Genomic DNA, 16,764 nt, shown 5'->3' with positions numbered 1-16,764 from the left:
CGCGGCCTCTACTCATTTATTGGGGGTTTTCCGGTTTTTTATGTCCTTGTGTATCCGGCCTTGCGGCATATACAAACGCACACCCAAGGGTGCACGGTTTCCGACACAGTCACGCTCAGCAGTCATGTCCCCCTCTTGAGCACGACATTTTTGGAGAATCACCATGTCGGATCCGGTAAACGTCCAGCGGCGCCGCCTGCTGGGCACGACCTCCTCCCTGGCGGGCGCCAGCCTGCTCGGCCTCGCGCTGGGCGGAAACGCCCTGGCACAGTCCGCGGCCCCGGGCGCCAGGGGCGCCGCGGCCCCGTTCGGCAACGTCCGGCAGATCAAGGCCGGCACCCTGGATGTTGGCTATGTGGATGCAGGCCCCGTTGACGGACCGGTCGCCATTCTGCTGCATGGCTGGCCCTACGACATCCATAGCTTTATCGACGTCATCCCGCGGCTGACCGCCGCCGGTTATCGGGTGGTCGCGCCCTATCTGCGGGGATACGGCACGACCCGGTTTCTATCCGCGGACACGCCGCGCAACGGCGAGCAGGCCGTCGTCGCCGTGGACATCATCGCGCTGATGGATGCGTTGAAGATCGGCAAGGCGGTCATCGCCGGTTTTGACTGGGGCGCGCGCACCGCCTGCATCATGGCCGCCCTGTGGCCCGAGCGCTGCGAGGCGCTGGTGTCCGTCAGCGGCTACCTGATAGGCAGCCAGGAGGCCAATCGCAAGCCTCTGCCGCCTCAAGCGGAGCTGCAATGGTGGTATCAGTTCTACTTCGCCACGGAACGTGGCGCTGCCGGCTATGCGGCCAACGTCGACGGCTTCAACAAGCTGATCTGGCAGCTCGCGTCGCCGCAATGGCGATTCGATGACGCCACGTACCTGCGCACGGCGCGTGCCTTCGACAACCCCGATCACGTCGAGGTGGTAGTACACAACTACCGCTGGCGCCTGGGACTGGCTCGCGGCGAAGCACAGTACGACGGGCTGGAGCAGCGCCTGGCGGAATCGCCCAAGATCCGCATCCCGACCATCACGATGGAAGGCGACGCCAACGGCGCTCCGCACCCGCCGCCGGCTGCATACGCTGGTCAGTTCGTCGGCAAGTACCTGCACGTCGACGTCGGCGGCGGCATCGGCCATAACCTGCCGCAGGAAGCCCCCAAGGCCTTCGCCGATGCGGTGCTCCGGGTCACGCGGCTGTAGGGCCGGGGTCCGAAGCGCTCAGGCGACGCGTGCCAGCCAGCCCGAGACGGTCTCCAGCACTTTCTCGGGCAGCTCGCGATGCGGCACATGACCGCAAGACGCGTAGATCACCCGCTGCGCGCCCGCCAGCTGTTCAATCCGCTCGGCATGCCGGGTGGACCCGTACTCGTCGCTGTCGCCGTGCAGCGCCAAGGCCGGGCTGCTCACGCGGCTCAGCTGTGCGTCCAGCGTCCAGTCGGCGAAACCGGGCGACAGCCAGGTGTCGATCCACGCGCTGAGCACCCAGGCGGCCTTCTCGCCATGGTATTTCTTCAGGCGGTCGAGTTGCCCCGGCTGCGCGAACGATGTCCGGGCCTGCCTGATGCCTTCCAGCGTACGGTCCTCGGCAAATACCTGCGCCGATTCGGTGATCAGGGCCCGGCAGGAACTGCCATGGGCCGCGGCGCTGGCAATGGCCATGCCTCCCCCTACGCTGTGGCCGAAGGCCGCGAACCGGTCCACGCCCAATGCCTGGCGGACGGACTGGAAGCCTTCGTGCGCCTCGCGGTCGACGAAGTCCAGGCCCAGGCTGCCCGCGTGAGGGTCCGACCGGCCGAAGCCCAGGCGGTCATAGGCGATGACGGTGTGTCCGGTGGCGCTGGCGAGCTGCTGCGGAAAGTCGCGCCACAGTTCGACGCACCCGAGGGAGTCGTGGAGCAGGAATATGGGCACGTCATCCGCATCGGGCGCGTCGGGCGTCCAACGCCGGGAGAAAAGCCGGCCACCTTCGGCAGGAATGAGGACATCTTGGGTCACGACGGACGACATCACTGGTTCTCACAAAAATAGGCGACGCAGGACACCTGCGGAGACGGCGCCTGCCCCAACGGCACAGGGCCCGGCAGGCAGACCGAAATAGTAGCGTAGGCGGATCGGCCCGGCCGTTTGCGCGCCGGCCACGTATCAAACCCGTGACGTTACGAATGCAATTGCTACGGCTCCCAGGCTGGCGTGGGCGGGCGCACATGATTTGTCGCATTGACCTCTCTGCGCGGAGGCTGCTTGCCTTGTGATCCGGCGCAGCGCGCCGCTACGATGACCGCAGTCTTTTTCAGCACCAGGAGCAAGTCATGAAAATCAATGTCCGCCATGCCGTCACTGCGGCAGCCCTCGTCGCAACGCAGTGTTTCGCGGTTGCCGCCCACGCGCAGTGGCTTGATGCCGTGAAGGGCCAGATGGGAGGCAGCTTGCCCTCGTCGTCGCTGAGCCCGGCCACCGCCGGCAATGCGGCCGGCGTGCTGGAGTTCTGCATGAAGAACAACTACCTGAGTGGCGGCGACGCGCAGGCCCTGAAGGACAAGCTGATGGGCAAGGTGTCCGGCGGATCGTCCCAAGCGAAATCCGACTCGGGGTATCTGGCGGGCGTGCAAGGCATGCTCAATGGCAGCGACGGCAAGTCGGTCGACCTGAGCGGCGGCGGGCTGAAGGAAGAACTCACGCGCAAGGCGTGCGATCAAGTCCTGAAACACGGCAAATCGTTCTTGTAAGGGGGGCGGCACGCAAGCCGCCCGGCTCCCGCCGCAAAGGCCTTGCGTGCGCTGCCTAGCGGCCCTGCGCCTGCCGGTCCGGGCTGAAGATATCTTCCCGTGCCGCCTTGCTGAGCGCCACCACGGCCGGATGCTGCAGGCGCTGGTCGGTGGTGATGGCGTAGAACTGTTCCCGCACCTCCTTGGTGGCGCCGATGGCGCGTACCCGGTACTGCTTGCACAGATAGGCGGCGGTGGCGGTGGGCGCGACGAAGAGGCCGGTGCCGGTCTGGCCGAAAGAGTTCATCAGGGCGCTGTCGTCGAACTCGCCGACGATGCGCGGGCGGATATCGTGTTCATCGAACCACTGCAGCAACCGCGGCCGGATCGCGGCGTCTTCGCCCGGAAGCAGGAAGGGCGCCTGATCGAGCAAGGCCGGAAAGCGCTTGGGCAGCCGTGCAAGCAATATCGGCGATCCGAAGAAAGTCAGGCCGCTCTCTCCGAGCAGATGGCTGTATCCCCGGACGTTCAGGTTGTTCGGCATGGGGCGGTCGGCAATCACCATGTCGAACCGGTGCACGGCCAGGTCCGCCAGTAGAAAGGGCAGCCGGCCTTCCCGGCAGATGAGGCGAACGTCCTCGTCCAGTTCCAGCGCGGGCTGGATCATCCGGTACACCATGGCCTTGGGCATGCCCTCGGCCACGCCCACCTTGAACTCCATGGCTCGCCGCGCCGGACGGTCGCGCAAGTCGTCCAGCAGTTCGTCGCCCATGGTGAAGATCCGGTCCGCATAGAGCAGCGCATGGCGGCCGACGTCGGTCAGTTCGAGCCCGCGGCCCACGCGCCGGAAGAGCTCGGTGCCCAGCGTGGCTTCAAGTTCCTGCAACTGGCCGCAGATGGACTGCGGCGTGCGCTGCAACTGCTGTGCCGCGCGGGCGATGCTGCCGGCCTTGGCGACCATCCAGAAATAGCGCAGATGCTTGTAGTTGAGAGTGACCATGGCTGATCAATCCAAAAAATCTGACTATCAGTTCATCATATGCGAATTGTTCGAGGAATTAAGGTGCTCTAGACTGGCTTCGTACCTTTTTCGTGCATCACTGGCCATCGCGTAGCGGACTGGACGCGATGGCGGGAGGCGCCTGATGAATCAGGTCGAGACTTTTGCCACGCTGCCCATGTGGGTGGGGTTCGTGGGGTTCGTGCTGGCCGTGCTGGCGCTGGACCTGTATGCGCTTGGCGGACGCCGCGCGCACCGGGTCTCGTCGCGCGAGGCGCTTTGCTGGGTATTGGCCTGGGCCACGCTGGCCATGCTGTTCGGCGCCCTGATGTGGTGGTTCCTGGACGCCACCCTGGGCCGCGCCGTGGCGCATCAGAAGATGCTGGAGTTCTACACCGGCTATCTGATCGAACTGTCCCTGTCCGTGGACAACATGTTCGTGTTCTCGCTGATATTCGGCTACTTCGCGGTGCCGCTGGAATTGCAGCGCCGGGTGTTGCTGTATGGCGTGCTTGGCGCCATCGTGATGCGCATCGGCATGATTCTGGCAGGCGTGTGGCTGCTCTCGAAGTTCGTATGGCTGTTCTATGTGTTCGGCGCGTTCCTGATTTTCACCGGGTTCAAGATGCTGTTCACCGCAGGCCGCCAGCCGGATATCGCGCGCAATCCGCTGGTTCGATTCCTGCGGTCCTCCATGCGGATCACCAAGGATTATCACGGCCAGTCGTTCTTTGTCTGGATCGACGGGCTGCGCTATGCGACGCCTATGTTCGTCGTGCTGCTGGTGATAGAGGCGACCGACGTGGTTTTCGCCGTGGACAGCATTCCCGCCATCTTTGCGGTAACCACGGATCCGTTTATCGTATTCACATCCAATATTTTCGCCATCATGGGACTGCGGGCGCTGTACTTCCTGCTGGCCGACATGGTGGCGCGCTTTCACTATCTCAAGTATGGCCTGGCCACGGTGCTGGTGGTCATCGGCGGCAAGATGCTGGCCGAGCCCTGGCTCCATCTGCCGGTGCACTGGTCGCTTGGGGTGGTGGGCCTGATCCTGCTGGCGTCGGTTGGAACCAGCTGGGTCCTGCCCGTAAGGACCGCGGAAGACGCCGCGCGTCCGAAGGTCAAGAAGTCTCAAACCGGAGGTCTGCCATGAACACGATCATTCTCGCCACCGATGGGTCGGAATACAGCGACGCGGCGGCCCGCTATCTGGTCGAAAGTCCTTTGTTGAACCGGGATTTCGTCGTGCACGTGGTGCATTGCGAGCCCGATGTGGGCGGCGATGTGAAGTCCTTCATCGGCAAGGCGGACATCGATGCCTGGCACCACGAAGAGAGTGGCAAGGCAATGAAATCGGTGGTGAACATCCTGCGCGAAGGCAATGTCGGGTTCGAATGCCATGAGCTAGTCGGCTTTACGCCCGAGAAGATCATCGAGTACGCCAAACAGGCTGACGCCTCGGCGATCGTGATCGGCTCGCACCACCACAGCCCGCTCCTGAACGCCATCCGGGGATCGGTCAGCGGGCGGATACTCGCGCATTCTCCTTGTCCGGTGCTGCTGGTCTAGGGCCGGCGGCGTCGGAGCGGGGGGATGGTATCTTCTGCACATCTTTCCGCTATCCGCATACGCCCATGTCCGACGTCACCGTTCCCGCCGATTCACCGCTTTCCGATGAATCGGCGGGCGTGCACCGCCCCTTTATCCAGAACTCCGGCGCCCGGCGCACCCTGCATTTCACGCAGAAGGAAATCCAGAGCAGCATGTCCGTGCTCAATCCCGACGCCCTGGAGATCGAATACACGCGGATGATGATGGGCTTCGTGCTGTTCAAGCCGGAACCCGCGCACATCCTGATGGTCGGCCTGGGCGGCGGTTCGTTGCCCAAGTTCTGCCACCGCTACCTGACGGCTGCCGAGATCTCGGTGGTCGAGATCGATCCGGCCGTCATCGCGCTGCGCGAAGCCTTCATGGTGCCGCCGGACAGTGCGCGGTTTCGGGTGATCCAGGCGGACGCGGCCGATCATCTGCGTGGCCTGTCGGACCATGCCGATGTGATTTTCCTGGATGGATTCGGCGTGGGCGGGATACCCGATGCGCTGTGTTCGGCGGATTTCTACGCCGACTGCCATCGCGCCTTGCGCGACGACGGCATCCTGGTGATCAATTTTCATGTGAATCACCCCAGGCATCATGAGTACCTGGACCGCGTGCGCGAGTCGTTCGGCTCGTCGATGTTCGAGGTGGTCGACGACGACATGACAAACAGCATCGTATTCGCCTGCAAGGGCCGACTGCTGGACGATCCGGCCGCGGCGGAACTCAAGCGGCCGGCATCCATTCCCAAGGACGCCTGGCGCCAGCTGATGCCGACCCTGCGCGTCATCGGGGCGACGCTGGAGCTGAGATAGGGCGGCCGCGCGCTAGGCCGGCTCGCTCAGCATGATGGACAGCAGTTCGCGGGTCGCGCGGGACAAGGCGTCGGGCGCCCCGGCCGGGGCCGCACCGTTTTTGCCCGCGCCCAAGGCGTCCACCAGGGACGACACGGTCTGCGCGACTGCCGTGTCCGCCAGCGCGGCCTCCGCCTGGCCGGCCTGGCCCCGGGCGGCGGGGAGCGCCGTGATCTGCTTCTTGGCCGCCCTGAGCAGTTCCGCCACCGGATCCGTCTTGCCGCGCGCGTTGGCCCGGTCCGCCACCGCGGTCGCCAGGCTTTTGCCTCCTCCTCGGGTCTTGAGTCCGCTTTGCTCGCTTGCGGCCTCCCAGGCGCCGCGCTGCGCGGCATAGGCCGTGAGCAGCGCGAAACGGTCCGCGTCGATGAGCAAGGGCGATTCGGCGACGGCAATCAGCAGGGCCTGGTAGGCGGCGTGTGCCGCCGCGGGGTTGTTGCCGATCAGCGCCATGGACACGTCTTTCCAGAGATGGTGGAACGGCAGCGCGGTGGCGGCGGTGAACATGTCCGCGCCCAGCGTCGCGCGTTGCTCGAACGCCATGACCAGGTAGTCGACATCGTTCACCTGCTCCAGCTTTCCTGCCGCGCCCTGGCGGTGCAGCACGCCGTCGACCAGTTGCAGTCCGGACAGCTTGTCCTGCGAGTCCGCGCCGGCCAGCACGCGATACCCGCTGCGGCGCAGCGCATCGCCGTCGAACACGCCGAAGCGCACGCTCACCCCTTCCGTGCCAAACAGCTTGCCCAGCGGCTTCAGCAGGCTTTCGCCCGTCTTGACGACGACGCCGCCCACCGGGCCGCCCAGCATAGTGACGGCGGTTGCGACAAAGTCCAGAATGCCGCGGCTCAGGCTGTTGTCGGCAAACCGGCACAGGGCGGCATACATCTCCAGCCCGTCGCTGTTGAAGGGGACGTTGCGGGCGACGTAGACGTCGCGAAAGGCCACGCGGCTGGCGCCCGCCTCGGGCGCCGCGGCGCCCAGGGCCTGCTGGATCAGGTCGTAGCCGACGATGTAGGGGATTTCGCGTTTTGCGCCCGCCACGCCATAGCGCAGGAAGAAGGTGCAGAGCGGCAGGAATTCGCTGAGGTAGTTTCCTGCCTGGCTCAGCCGCATCTCCACGACCCGGACGCTGAAGTAGCACTGCCCAGGCAGGAAGGCGGCGCCGTCCAGGCCGGCCGTGAGCGTGGGGCCGCCGCCGGGAGGGGGCTCGATTTCCGCGTAGAAATTGCGTCCCGCAGGCACGGCCGGCAGCAAGGCGCCGACGCCGTCGCCCGTGGTCGCCTTGTTGCCGATGCCGCGCAGCATGCCGAATAGAGAGTCCATGGAGGTTCCTTTAGCGTTCTTCCACCGGGGCTGGCCTTGGTCGCGTCTTGACGAAATCAGTCGCGCACGATGGCCATGGCCGACGCCCAGGTGGGGAGGTCCCCGGCATCGCCTTGCGCGGCTTTGCAGGCATAGCGATAGGCTTCCGCCAGGCCTTTGGGCTGGGCGGCGTCCAGATACACGTCATAGAAGCGCTCGATATAGCGGGCGCACGATTCTTCCTCGACCTGCCAGCGGAAAGCCAGCACACCCGCCGCGCCCGCCCGCATCACTTCCAGGACGGTGCGCACCGATGCCCCGCTGCACGACGACAACACCAGCAGTTTGCATTTGCCCGCCTCCATCCACTGGCCTATCAGGCGGATCGACAGCTGCCAGCCTTCGCCGTCCTCGCCGGGCAGGACCAGCATCGTGCTGTCGCCGATGGATACGGAATGTCCGGCGAAATGGAAAATGTCGTAGTTGCCTGTCTTCAGGCGCTCTTCAATGCGGTCCTGGAGAGCGGAGCCGACGAGCGCGGATTCCGTCTCCTCGTCGCGCACGTGGTCGATCTGGAGCAGGCCTGGCGCCTTGGTGGCCATATCGTCCAGGTGCCGGCGCTCTTTCGCGACGGACTGCAGCGGACCGAACTCGGTGGCTGCTTGCGCCGGGCCGCCGTCTTCCCGCCTGAAAGAAACCGTGCCGGATACCGAACTGGCGTCCATGAACAGCAGCCGCACCGGCTGTCCGGGGGCACGCGAGTCCTGTTCCCAACGCGGAGCGGGCGCCGTGCCATCGACGTGCAGACGCCTGGCCATGGGCAGCTCCAGGCACAGGTAGCGGCCGCTGTCGGCGCCGAATTCGCGGCCCATCTCGAAGGGCAGATTGAACAGGCGCGAGACTTCCTGGCTGGCCAGGTTGAACTCGAACCGCAGGTCCAATCCCGCGAAGGCGCCGACGCCCGGCGACACCTCTTCGTCGCGCGCGCGCTGGATGAGCTTGGCTATCGGTGCTCCCAGACTGTGGGTGACCATCGCACTGAAGACGTCCTCGCCCACGCCGCTCAGGTCCTTCAGCCATTGCGCCGCCTTGGTGTCGCCCGAGTATGGGCTGAAGGTTTCGATGCGGCCCACCAGGGCCGAGATGCGGTCGCGCTCTTTATAGGGCATGTCCTGGGAGGAGTATTCGTGCCGTCCCATCTGTATGCGATACGTGATCGAGTGCTCGCCCACCCTGATGATCAGCCGCCGCCGGCGCTTGGGCGCCAGGGGTGTCAGGCAGGTCAGGACGATGGCGACTTCCGCGCCGCTGTTGGCGGCGTTTTTCGAATCGCTGGTCCACATGAAGACTTCGGGCCGTTCCAGCACGTAGCGTTGCACGATCTCCGGCGGATCGACCGCCAGGACCAGCAGCGGAACGGTGGAGCGCTTCGCGATCCACTCCAGCAGTTCGACCGCCGCGGCGCCGGGTTTGCCTCGCCGGTTGGCCGACCCCAGCCGGGCGTCGATGATGGCGAGCCTGGGCTCGATGCGAGGATTGCTCTGCTCCCAGAATTCGATCTGGGACTTTGCGCTTTCCAGCGTCGTGCGTCTGCGCAGTTCGGCGCCCACGAACGGGGTGATGGCGGGGTACTGCGCCACATACCTGGGCAGCTGAGCGATATTGTTGGCCCAATCGTCTTCGTGTTCGTCGTTCATGCTGGCCAGCAGTATTACGTTCGCACTCGCGGCGGGCTGTTCCATGATGGTTCTCCCAATTTCCGATACCGGAGGCTCCTTTTAGGGTTGACAGGCCCTAGTCAATCCTGAGCGGGAGGATCAGCGTGAACGATCGCCATGGCGGCGTCACCGATTCATAGGCTTGCGGCGGCTGCAATGGCAAGTCCGGGAGCGGCGGTTCGGTGACGAGCGCGCCGCCATGGTCGATCATGGTCTGCTGGATCTGGGTGATCGCGATGCTGGCGCCATCGTGCGCGGCGCGCTCCGCATTCAGCAGCGCATCGTCGGGCACGGCATGGACGGGCTGGTCGATGTCCCAGATCTGCTCGTCGCTCAGGCCGAAGCGCACCTCGCAGCCTTCGGCGCCGGCCGTGATATCGACCGTCACGCTGGCGTCGTCCGCGTTGCGGCAACGCAAGAGGTAATCCAGCATGGAGCGCGACGCCGCGCACAGCGATTCCGCATCGCCAGACACCGTGGGCCCGTCTTTGGACGCGGTATGGTTCTGCAGCACGATGCGCCGCTGATCGCGCGCGGGCAAGGCGGCGATCACCGCGTTCAGCTGGGCGCCCAGTTCCACATCGCCATGCGAGGCCCGGGCGCGCCGCCGCGATTCGCTGGCGCCGGCCAGGCGCTCGAAGGTGATGTCGGCCTTGCCAATCTCGGCGACGATGCGCTGGCTGAGATCCTGCGCCTGGGCGGCGACGACCTCGGGAGACGCGCCCTGCTTCGCGTCGTCGTGCAACAGCACCGCCTGCGAGGTCAGGCTGCATGCCATCGACAGCGAGGTACGCGTTTGCCTGGCGACCTCGGCCACGGTTTCCCGCAAGTAGCGCAGGTCCCGCGCCCAGTCCAGGTCCGCGATATCCGTGAAGAACCAGATCGACATGTCCAGGCTGGGATCCAGGTCGGTTCTGGTGGCCAGCACGGAGCGGGGCTTGTCGCCGACGCCCCGCAACTCGATGCGCTCGCGCTTCACCGAAAAGCCCGACGTGAGCACGGCCAGCGCGGCTTCGTCTCCTTTGATCACGAATCCCGTTATCAGGGCGGGATCCGCGCCATCCTGGGCCCGGCCCGGCTCGCCGCCCAGCATATCGGTGGCCACGCGGTTCATCTCGATGATCGCACCCTCGCGGCCCACGAAAACCACCGCCTGTTCGGTTTCGGCCATCAGGCTTTGCTTGGTCTGCCTGAGCAGATGCTGGTCCAGCCCTTCTTCCAGCGACGCGATGATCTGGAGCAGGTCGTCGATATCCGGTCCCTTGAAGGCATGCGACACGGAGGATTCCACGTCGAGCAGCCAGCGTATCCGCCCGTTCAGATGTATGGGCACGGTCATGGCGGAGCGCAGCGGCCGTCTGGGGCCGGTGTAGCCGTGCTGCGGGTATGCGGGATTGCCGATATCGTCGACCGCCAGCAGGCGGCCTTCCCTCAGCGTGGCGCCCAGCATGCCGCTGCCGGTGGGCTGCTGATAGTCGGCCGGCATGGCGTAGGCGGGCGCCAGGCTGTGCTGCGTCACCACTTCGAAGCGGTCTTCCAGCCGGTTCACGCGGAACAGCGCCACGTGGTCCCAGGAGAAATGCTGCGCCAGTTCGACAATGATGTCGTCCGCCGCCTGACGTAGCGAGGCGGCCGTCATCACCTTCTGCCGCAGCGAGTCCGAAAATTCGGCCCGCTCGTCGTCGCGTTCCTTTTCGAAACGCATCAGCACGGGCTCCAGGTCCAGTGCGCGCAGGATATCCAGATGCCGTTCCCCGTAAGAGCCGGGCTGGCGCGAGCACAGGCTCAGGGCCGAGCTGTAGCCGCCGGGGCGCGTGACGGGCAGGGTCACGGAGGCGCGTATGCCGAGGTCCTGGTAGCAGCGCACCACCTCGTTGCCGGGTTCGGGCATGTTCTCCTTGACGAAGGCGCCGATCTCTTCGACCCAGGTCCGGCCGGAATCGAGAAAAGACCGGATTGTCGGCGGAAGGTCCATCCAGCGCGCCGGCCATAGCTCCACGCCTTCCGGCCGCACCGCGATCGCCCGGAACAGCGAAACGTCATTGCCGTAGATGCCGAAGACCGCGTGTTCGAACGGCATCAGGCGCCGGATCTGCTCCAGGATGCGGTCGAGCTTCACTCGCCATCCGCCGAGGGCCGGATCCAGCGCAATGCGCCGGATCTCGTCGCGCGCGGACTCCAGGGTGCGGGACTGGATGACTGCGATCACACCCAGCAGTTCCCCGTTGGGCGCCGGATCCGGCGTCATCACCAGTTCGAATTGGCGATCGCCTTCCTCCGGAACGGGGATGGCGACGGTGACGGCCACCATGGCGTCGCCCTCCCGGTCTTGCGCACAGCGTTCGATCGCGCTTTGTACCGGGGGGCCGTCGCTTGCGCGAAAGTGCGCGGCCAACGGCGTGCCGCAAAGCGCTTCCCGCGGCAGGCTGAGCGCGCGCGCCGCCTCGTGATTGGCAAACCGGATGACGCCCTGCAGATCAAGCCGGAACACGGCGTAAGGCGTGCGTTCGAAGCGGTGTGACTCGGCTTCGCGAAATGGCCCGCCGTCGTTCACAAGCACGATCAGATCACCGCTGTCCAGCGTGCACAGGGGAACCAGCCGCGCCGGCACCCGGGCGCCGTCCGAAGCCCGATAGACCACGTCGACCGGACCGCCGCCCATCCGCAAGGGCTCGCGCAGTCCGTACACCTGGCTGACGCTGCGGCCGGCGATGTCTTCTTCGTCCAGGGGCTGCTCGCTGCTGACCGCCAGGATGCGGCCCCGCCGGTCCAGCAAAATGCAGGGCACGCCGACCTGCGACAACACCCGCAACACGTCGTCGGGGTCGCCGGAGATGGCAACTTCCGTGGGCGGCGCGGCGGGTTCCGCCGGCGCTGTCGGCAATGACGGCAGCGACGGCCTTGAAGGTGCGGCCGGCATGGACGGCGCGGCCGGCGCGGGCGCGGGCGCGGGCGCCGCGTTTGCGCGCGGTTCGCTGCCCCCTGCGGCGGCTGCCGGAAGCGGCGCGGGGGCGGGGGCGGCCGGCTTGTTCAAGAACTCCGGGGCGTCGCTGTATGGTTCCCGCTGCGTCTCTGTCATGTCGAAGCCCTCCACCAGGGCATCAGCGCTTTATGAAGGCGATGACTTGCTGTTGCGTGCCCTTGTCGTTGTCAAAGCCGCCGTGCGTGCTGGAAGCCACGGGCTGGATCCTGGAGGTGAGCGAATGGCTGCCCGCAGGCGAGACGTGGACGGCATCGCAAGGAATGCCGGCGTCGCGGAAATACCGTTCCATGCCGAGCAGCGGCGTCGTGGTGCCGCCTTCAAAGGACTCGCTCACCAGGTAGAGCAGTGAACGACGATACGGTCCGCAAGTTGGGTCGTCTTCCTCGGCGCGGTCCGAAAGGTGAAATTGCTGATAGCGCTTCACCCTGGTTTTCAGATGCGGGACGACCAGTTCGCGAAAGGTATTGAGGGTGACCGCCGGCGCCATGAGGCTCAGCGATTCGAGTTCGCCGCCGTCGGCCGCCAGGCGATGCGCGAAATGGCTGGCGACGATGGCGCCCGCGGAATGGCCCACGATGTGCAGGCGCACGCGGCCCCGGCTGACGTGCGACTTGAAGTGCTGGTAGAGCATGATCATGGCGGCTTCGTCTTCGCCCTGCCTTGCCGGTTCGCTCATGGCCTCGGCGTTCTGCTTCATTTCGCCCCAGATCACCGTTCCCGGGCGGGCCAGCCAGCGCTCAAGGCGCTGGTTCCACCAGCGTTCCAGCCGTTCGCCGATGCCGCCCGTGGTCCGGGGCACGCCGCTGGCGGCGTCGCGGATGATGTTCTTCACCGTGGTGATGAAGTCGGTCTCCCACATCAGGAAGACCGGGAATATCTGGCTTTCGTAGAGCAGGGGTATCCATTCGGCGGCGGCCTCCGCCGCGTCGTCCTCTCCCACCAGGCCGCCATGCGCGTAGACGCAGACGTCCATGGGCTTGTCCTTCAACCCCCATTTTTCACGCGCGGCGCTCATATGCACGTCCACGATGGCGCGCAGATCGTCCCGCGTGGTCCGGAAAGCGCCGCTGTTGCTGAGCTTGCCGTTGTTCCCGACGTTGACGATGAACGGGGACAACTCCCGGTTGCGCAGCACCTTGCCCGCCGCGAGCGTGACTTTCTTGCCGTCGGTGCGCAGGCTGATGCTGTTGGATATTCTCTCGTGCTCGTGAGTGACGACGCCAAGTTGGACGACCCAGCAATCCATGGCGTTGCGCATCCAGTCGTCGTAGGTCAGCACGGCCATGCCGTGCGTGCCCCACTCTTCGCCCCACGAATTCTGTATCAGGAAGCCGTCCTGGGTGTATCCCACGATGACAAAGGCATGCCCCAGCACGGCTGCGTCCTGGCCGCTGGAGGGAATGACCCAGAACGGCTCGGTGATGGGCGTGGCGGCCGCCTTGCGTGGCGTAACGCCGTGGCCCGCGTCCCAGCCGTCGTGGCATCCCGCGCTGGCATAGAGGATGCCGACCTCGTTGAGCGCCGCATGCATTTCGACAATGCTGCGCGTATCGATGCGGTAGTAGGCGCCCAGCGGGCGCTTGACGGCGTCCAGCCACCAGTCTTCTTCGGTCTTCGTGGCGGCCGGAGGCACGACTATCGTGGGGAACAGGGCCTGGGCGCAGGCGCCATGCCTGAACCAGCCTTTCAGCGCGCCGCGCAGGCTCGATCCGCTGTCGTCGAGCGACCCGGGGAATTCGTCGTAGCGCCGGGCCATCGAATACAGCATGAAGGGCGATATCGCGGGCCGCGGATCGCGCTCCGACTTGCGCAGCAGGTACTCGACGATCGTGGACAGCGCGAAACCGGTGCAGGCCGACGTCTCTCCTTGGTGCTTCACCGTCAGCCCCATCACCGGGATCATCTCTGCCTTTGGGGTGACGGAGATATTGGGGCGAAACAGGATGTCCCGCGCGTCAAAGGCATCCGGCTTGGCGGACCGCTCGAAGGAACGCCCGGACGGCGCCGGTTGCGGCTCGCGACGCTTCCGGGGCTTTGGACGGGCGGGGTCCGCCGGCTTTTCAACAGCAGCGGGCCCCGCCGCTTTCGCGGCCCGCTTTGCCTTCTTCCCGGGCGTGGATTTGGTGGCCGTGCGCGCCGCGGCTTTCCTGGTTGCCATGTCGGTCTCCCATTTTGTCGGGATGCTGCAATGAAGTCAGCTTCAGGCTGGCGTTGCGCCAGGGCGCATAGGGGGACGGGTTGGCCTGGACCTGTGGTGGACCGGCTTGAGGGGGCCGCCAGGATGAGATCCGGATGGTCCGGCAAGCGGCCGCCAGGTCGCGAAAGGGCATCGTGCCATCGGTTGTCTCCTCGGTACGGGCGCCGGTGTTCTTGGCAAGACGACAGGAGGACGGTGATGTTTGCGCCCTTTGCTGGGATATATATGCGCACCTCATCCAGCTTGCTAGTAGCCGAAAGTATTAATCCTTGAATTTGCAATAGTGCATTTGCATCAGGCCGACCACGTTCCGGATCGCCCAGGAGCATGAGACGCGGTGAGTGGCGCGCATGGGCCGGTCGCGATCCAGGCGGGGCGGCCAGGCCTGCGCCCGGTCCATTTGTGAATCGTCAAATTGACGGGAAATCGGGGTTTATTTCAAATAGTATCTAAGTTGTTCAGTGTATATAATCCCCGTTCAATTTAATGGCGACAGATGCTGCCCCCGCGTTGGCGACTGGGCTGGCTGGAGAAAATGATGTTGAACAAGGTCGTGAAGATCGGGGCGTTGGCGCTGCTGTCGACGCTTATCGCGGGTTGCGCCACTGAGCGTTCGCAAGCCGTGGCGGTGCCTGCCGTCGCGGCGGCCAGCAAGCCGTACGAAGGCGTGCGCAGCCCGATTTCCGTCGGCAAGTTCGACAATCGGACGAATTATCTGCGCGGCGTGTTCTCCGACGGCGTGGACCGCCTGGGCGGCCAGGCCAAGACGATTCTGGTCAGCCATCTGCAGCGCAGCGGCCGCTTTCAAGTGATGGATCGCGACAATCTCTCGGAAATCGCCCAGGAAGCCGCCTTCAACAAGAAGGCCGCCCAGATCAAGGGCGCGCGCTATGTCGTGACCGGCGACGTGACGGCCTTCGGCCGCAAGGTGACGGGCGACCAGCAACTGTTCGGCATTCTCGGCCGCGGCAAGGAACAGGTGGCCTACGCCAAGGTGGACCTGAACGTGGTGGATACCACGACCTCGGAAGTCGTCTATTCCGCGTCCGGCGCCGGCGAGTTCAGCCTGTCCAACCGTGAAGTGGTCGGTTTTGGCGGTACGGCCGGCTACGACTCCACGCTCAACGGCAAGGTCCTGGACCTGGCTATCCGCGAAGCGGTCGATCGCCTGGTCGACGGTATCGAGCAGGGCGCCTGGCAGCCCGCCAAGAATTAAAAGGGGAACAACCTCATGCTGAATCATCCTGAGAAACGCCGCCAGGCCGCGCTTGCCCGCGCGGGCCGCGGGTTGGCGATCGCGGCCCTGGCCGGCCTGCTGTCCGCGTGCGCGCAGCAGCCCAAGTCCATGTATAGCTGGCAGTCCTACCAGACCTCGGTCTACGCCTACCTCAAGGACGACGGCGCGGATTACGCGACGCAGACCCTGGCCCTGGAAAAGAACATCGAGACCGCCCGCGCTTCCAACACCGAACTGCCGCCCGGGTTCCGCGCGCATCTTGGCATGCTGTACATGAAGATGGGCGACGGCGACAAGGGCGTCGAGCAAATGCAGGGCGAGAAAGCGGCGTTTCCTGAGTCCGCTCCGTTCATGGACTTCCTGCTGCGCAATGTAGGCAAGCCGCAAGCGCAGCAGTCCGCCGTTACGCCGACTGCCGAGCAGACGGCGCCCGCGCAAGCCAGCGCACCGAAGAAGGGATCGTGATGATGAGCAGAATTTTCCGCGTGGGCTTGCTGGCGGCAGTTGCGCTGTTGGCGGGTTGCGTAGCCCCCCCGCAAAAGAACGTGGATTACACGGCCTTCCGCGAAAGCAAGCCGGCCTCGATCCTGGTCCTGCCGCCCCTGAACACCTCGGTGGACGTTGCCGCGTCCGCGGCGGTGCTGGCGCAAGCCACGCTGCCGCTGGCGGAATCCGGCTACTACGTGATTCCGGTGGGCGTCATGGAAGAGACCTTCAAGCAGAATGGCCTGACCTCGCCCGACGATATCCATGAGCTTCCGGCCGTGCGGCTGCGCGAGATCTTCGGCGCGGATGCCGCGCTGTACATGACGGTCAAGCAATACGGGTCGAGCTATGCCGTGGTGGCGAGTTCGATCACGGTCTCGATCGATGCGGAGCTGCTGGACCTGCGCAACGGCGCCAAGCTGTGGAGCGGCAGCAAGCAGGTGGTGCAGGCCAACAACAACAGCGGCGGCGGCCTGCTCGGCATGCTGGTCCAGGCCATGGTCGATCAGGTCGTCAACACCCTGTCGGACCGCAGCTATGGCGTGGCGGGCATGACGAACAACATGCTGCTCAGCGCAGGCCAGGCCGGCGGCATCCTGTACGGTCCGCGTTCGCCGCGCTACAAAGCGCAATAAGCCAGCGCTGCTTTCAGCCTGTTTACCGCCCGCGCGCTGAAGTTTCGGCG

14 protein-coding genes are annotated in these 16,764 nt (G+C 65.4%); 8 read left to right on the top strand and 6 right to left on the bottom strand.

All coding sequences use genetic code 11. The features are described 5' to 3' along the window. The first annotated feature begins 163 nt into the window (after positions 1-163). Complete coding sequence (locus HLG70_RS20575; protein WP_171666433.1) at positions 164-1,201, top strand: alpha/beta fold hydrolase; 1,038 nt, start codon at positions 164-166, stop codon at positions 1,199-1,201. 18 nt (positions 1,202-1,219) lie between these two features. Here HLG70_RS20575 and HLG70_RS20570 read toward each other — a convergent pair whose 3' ends face one another. Continuing rightward, positions 1,220-2,008 carry an alpha/beta fold hydrolase gene (locus tag HLG70_RS20570; RefSeq protein WP_171666435.1) on the bottom strand — a complete coding sequence of 263 codons (789 nt, stop codon included), beginning with the start codon at positions 2,006-2,008 and terminating at the stop codon, positions 1,220-1,222. 302 nt (positions 2,009-2,310) lie between these two features. Here HLG70_RS20570 and HLG70_RS20565 point away from each other — a divergent pair, with 302 nt between their 5' ends. Beyond that, positions 2,311-2,727 (top strand): DUF2501 domain-containing protein, encoded by a 417-nt coding sequence (locus tag HLG70_RS20565; RefSeq protein WP_171666437.1) that lies wholly within the window; start codon positions 2,311-2,313, stop codon positions 2,725-2,727. Positions 2,728-2,782: 55 nt separating this feature from the next. On the opposite strand, the gene nhaR is transcribed toward HLG70_RS20565, so the two are convergent. Further along, a complete protein-coding gene (nhaR, locus tag HLG70_RS20560; protein WP_171666440.1) occupies positions 2,783-3,706 on the bottom strand; it encodes a transcriptional activator NhaR in 924 nt (307 codons plus the stop codon). Positions 3,707-3,851: 145 nt separating this feature from the next. On the opposite strand from nhaR, the gene HLG70_RS20555 reads away from it, so the two are divergent. From HLG70_RS20555 to HLG70_RS20545, 3 genes are all read left to right on the top strand, one after another. After that, entirely contained in the window at positions 3,852-4,862 is a 1,011-nt protein-coding gene (locus HLG70_RS20555; RefSeq protein ID WP_171666442.1) for a TerC family protein, read from the top strand. After that, positions 4,859-5,278, top strand: a complete 420-nt coding sequence (locus HLG70_RS20550; protein ID WP_171666444.1) for a universal stress protein — start codon at positions 4,859-4,861, stop codon at positions 5,276-5,278. Before HLG70_RS20555 ends, HLG70_RS20550 begins: the two co-directional genes overlap by 4 nt. A gap of 65 nt (positions 5,279-5,343) precedes the next feature. After that, positions 5,344-6,120 carry a fused MFS/spermidine synthase gene (locus HLG70_RS20545; RefSeq protein WP_171666446.1) on the top strand — a complete coding sequence of 259 codons (777 nt, stop codon included), beginning with the start codon at positions 5,344-5,346 and terminating at the stop codon, positions 6,118-6,120. Between the two features lie 12 nt (positions 6,121-6,132). Here the strand turns inward: HLG70_RS20545 and HLG70_RS20540 are convergent, their stop codons facing one another. From HLG70_RS20540 to HLG70_RS20525, 4 genes are read right to left on the bottom strand one after another with little or no spacing between them, the layout of a single operon-like run. After that, the gene (locus HLG70_RS20540) at positions 6,133-7,479 is read right to left on the bottom strand and encodes a hypothetical protein (RefSeq protein WP_171666448.1); all 1,347 of its coding nucleotides are present in this window, start codon (positions 7,477-7,479) and stop codon (positions 6,133-6,135) included. A gap of 56 nt (positions 7,480-7,535) precedes the next feature. Further along, complete coding sequence (locus tag HLG70_RS20535; protein WP_171666450.1) at positions 7,536-9,200, bottom strand: CHAT domain-containing protein; 1,665 nt, start codon at positions 9,198-9,200, stop codon at positions 7,536-7,538. A 52-nt stretch (positions 9,201-9,252) separates the two neighbouring features. Then, positions 9,253-12,255, bottom strand: coding sequence for a PAS domain-containing protein (locus HLG70_RS20530; protein ID WP_171666452.1), 3,003 nt, complete (start codon positions 12,253-12,255; stop codon positions 9,253-9,255). Between the two features lie 22 nt (positions 12,256-12,277). Next, positions 12,278-14,317 (bottom strand): C1 family peptidase, encoded by a 2,040-nt coding sequence (locus tag HLG70_RS20525; RefSeq protein ID WP_171666454.1) that lies wholly within the window; start codon positions 14,315-14,317, stop codon positions 12,278-12,280. 577 nt (positions 14,318-14,894) lie between these two features. On the opposite strand from HLG70_RS20525, the gene HLG70_RS20520 reads away from it, so the two are divergent. The 3 genes from HLG70_RS20520 to HLG70_RS20510 are packed head-to-tail and all read left to right on the top strand — an operon-like array spanning position 14,895 to position 16,714. Then, positions 14,895-15,572: a CsgG/HfaB family protein gene (locus tag HLG70_RS20520; RefSeq protein WP_171666605.1), complete on the top strand. Its 678-nt coding sequence runs from the start codon at positions 14,895-14,897 to the stop codon at positions 15,570-15,572. A 15-nt stretch (positions 15,573-15,587) separates the two neighbouring features. Continuing rightward, on the top strand, positions 15,588-16,058 hold the full coding sequence (locus HLG70_RS20515; protein ID WP_171666456.1) for a DUF4810 domain-containing protein: 471 nt from the start codon (positions 15,588-15,590) through the stop codon (positions 16,056-16,058). Continuing rightward, positions 16,058-16,714, top strand: a complete 657-nt coding sequence (locus HLG70_RS20510) for a DUF799 domain-containing protein (protein ID WP_171666458.1) — start codon at positions 16,058-16,060, stop codon at positions 16,712-16,714. Before HLG70_RS20515 ends, HLG70_RS20510 begins: the two co-directional genes overlap by 1 nt. The last annotated feature ends 50 nt before the right edge of the window (positions 16,715-16,764 follow it).

The sequence above is a fragment of the Achromobacter deleyi genome (assembly GCF_013116765.2).
GTDB classification, from domain to species: domain Bacteria; phylum Pseudomonadota; class Gammaproteobacteria; order Burkholderiales; family Burkholderiaceae_B; genus Achromobacter; species Achromobacter deleyi_A.
Note: the sequence above shows the minus strand (reverse complement) of the source record. Positions and strands in the feature narration are given on the sequence as shown.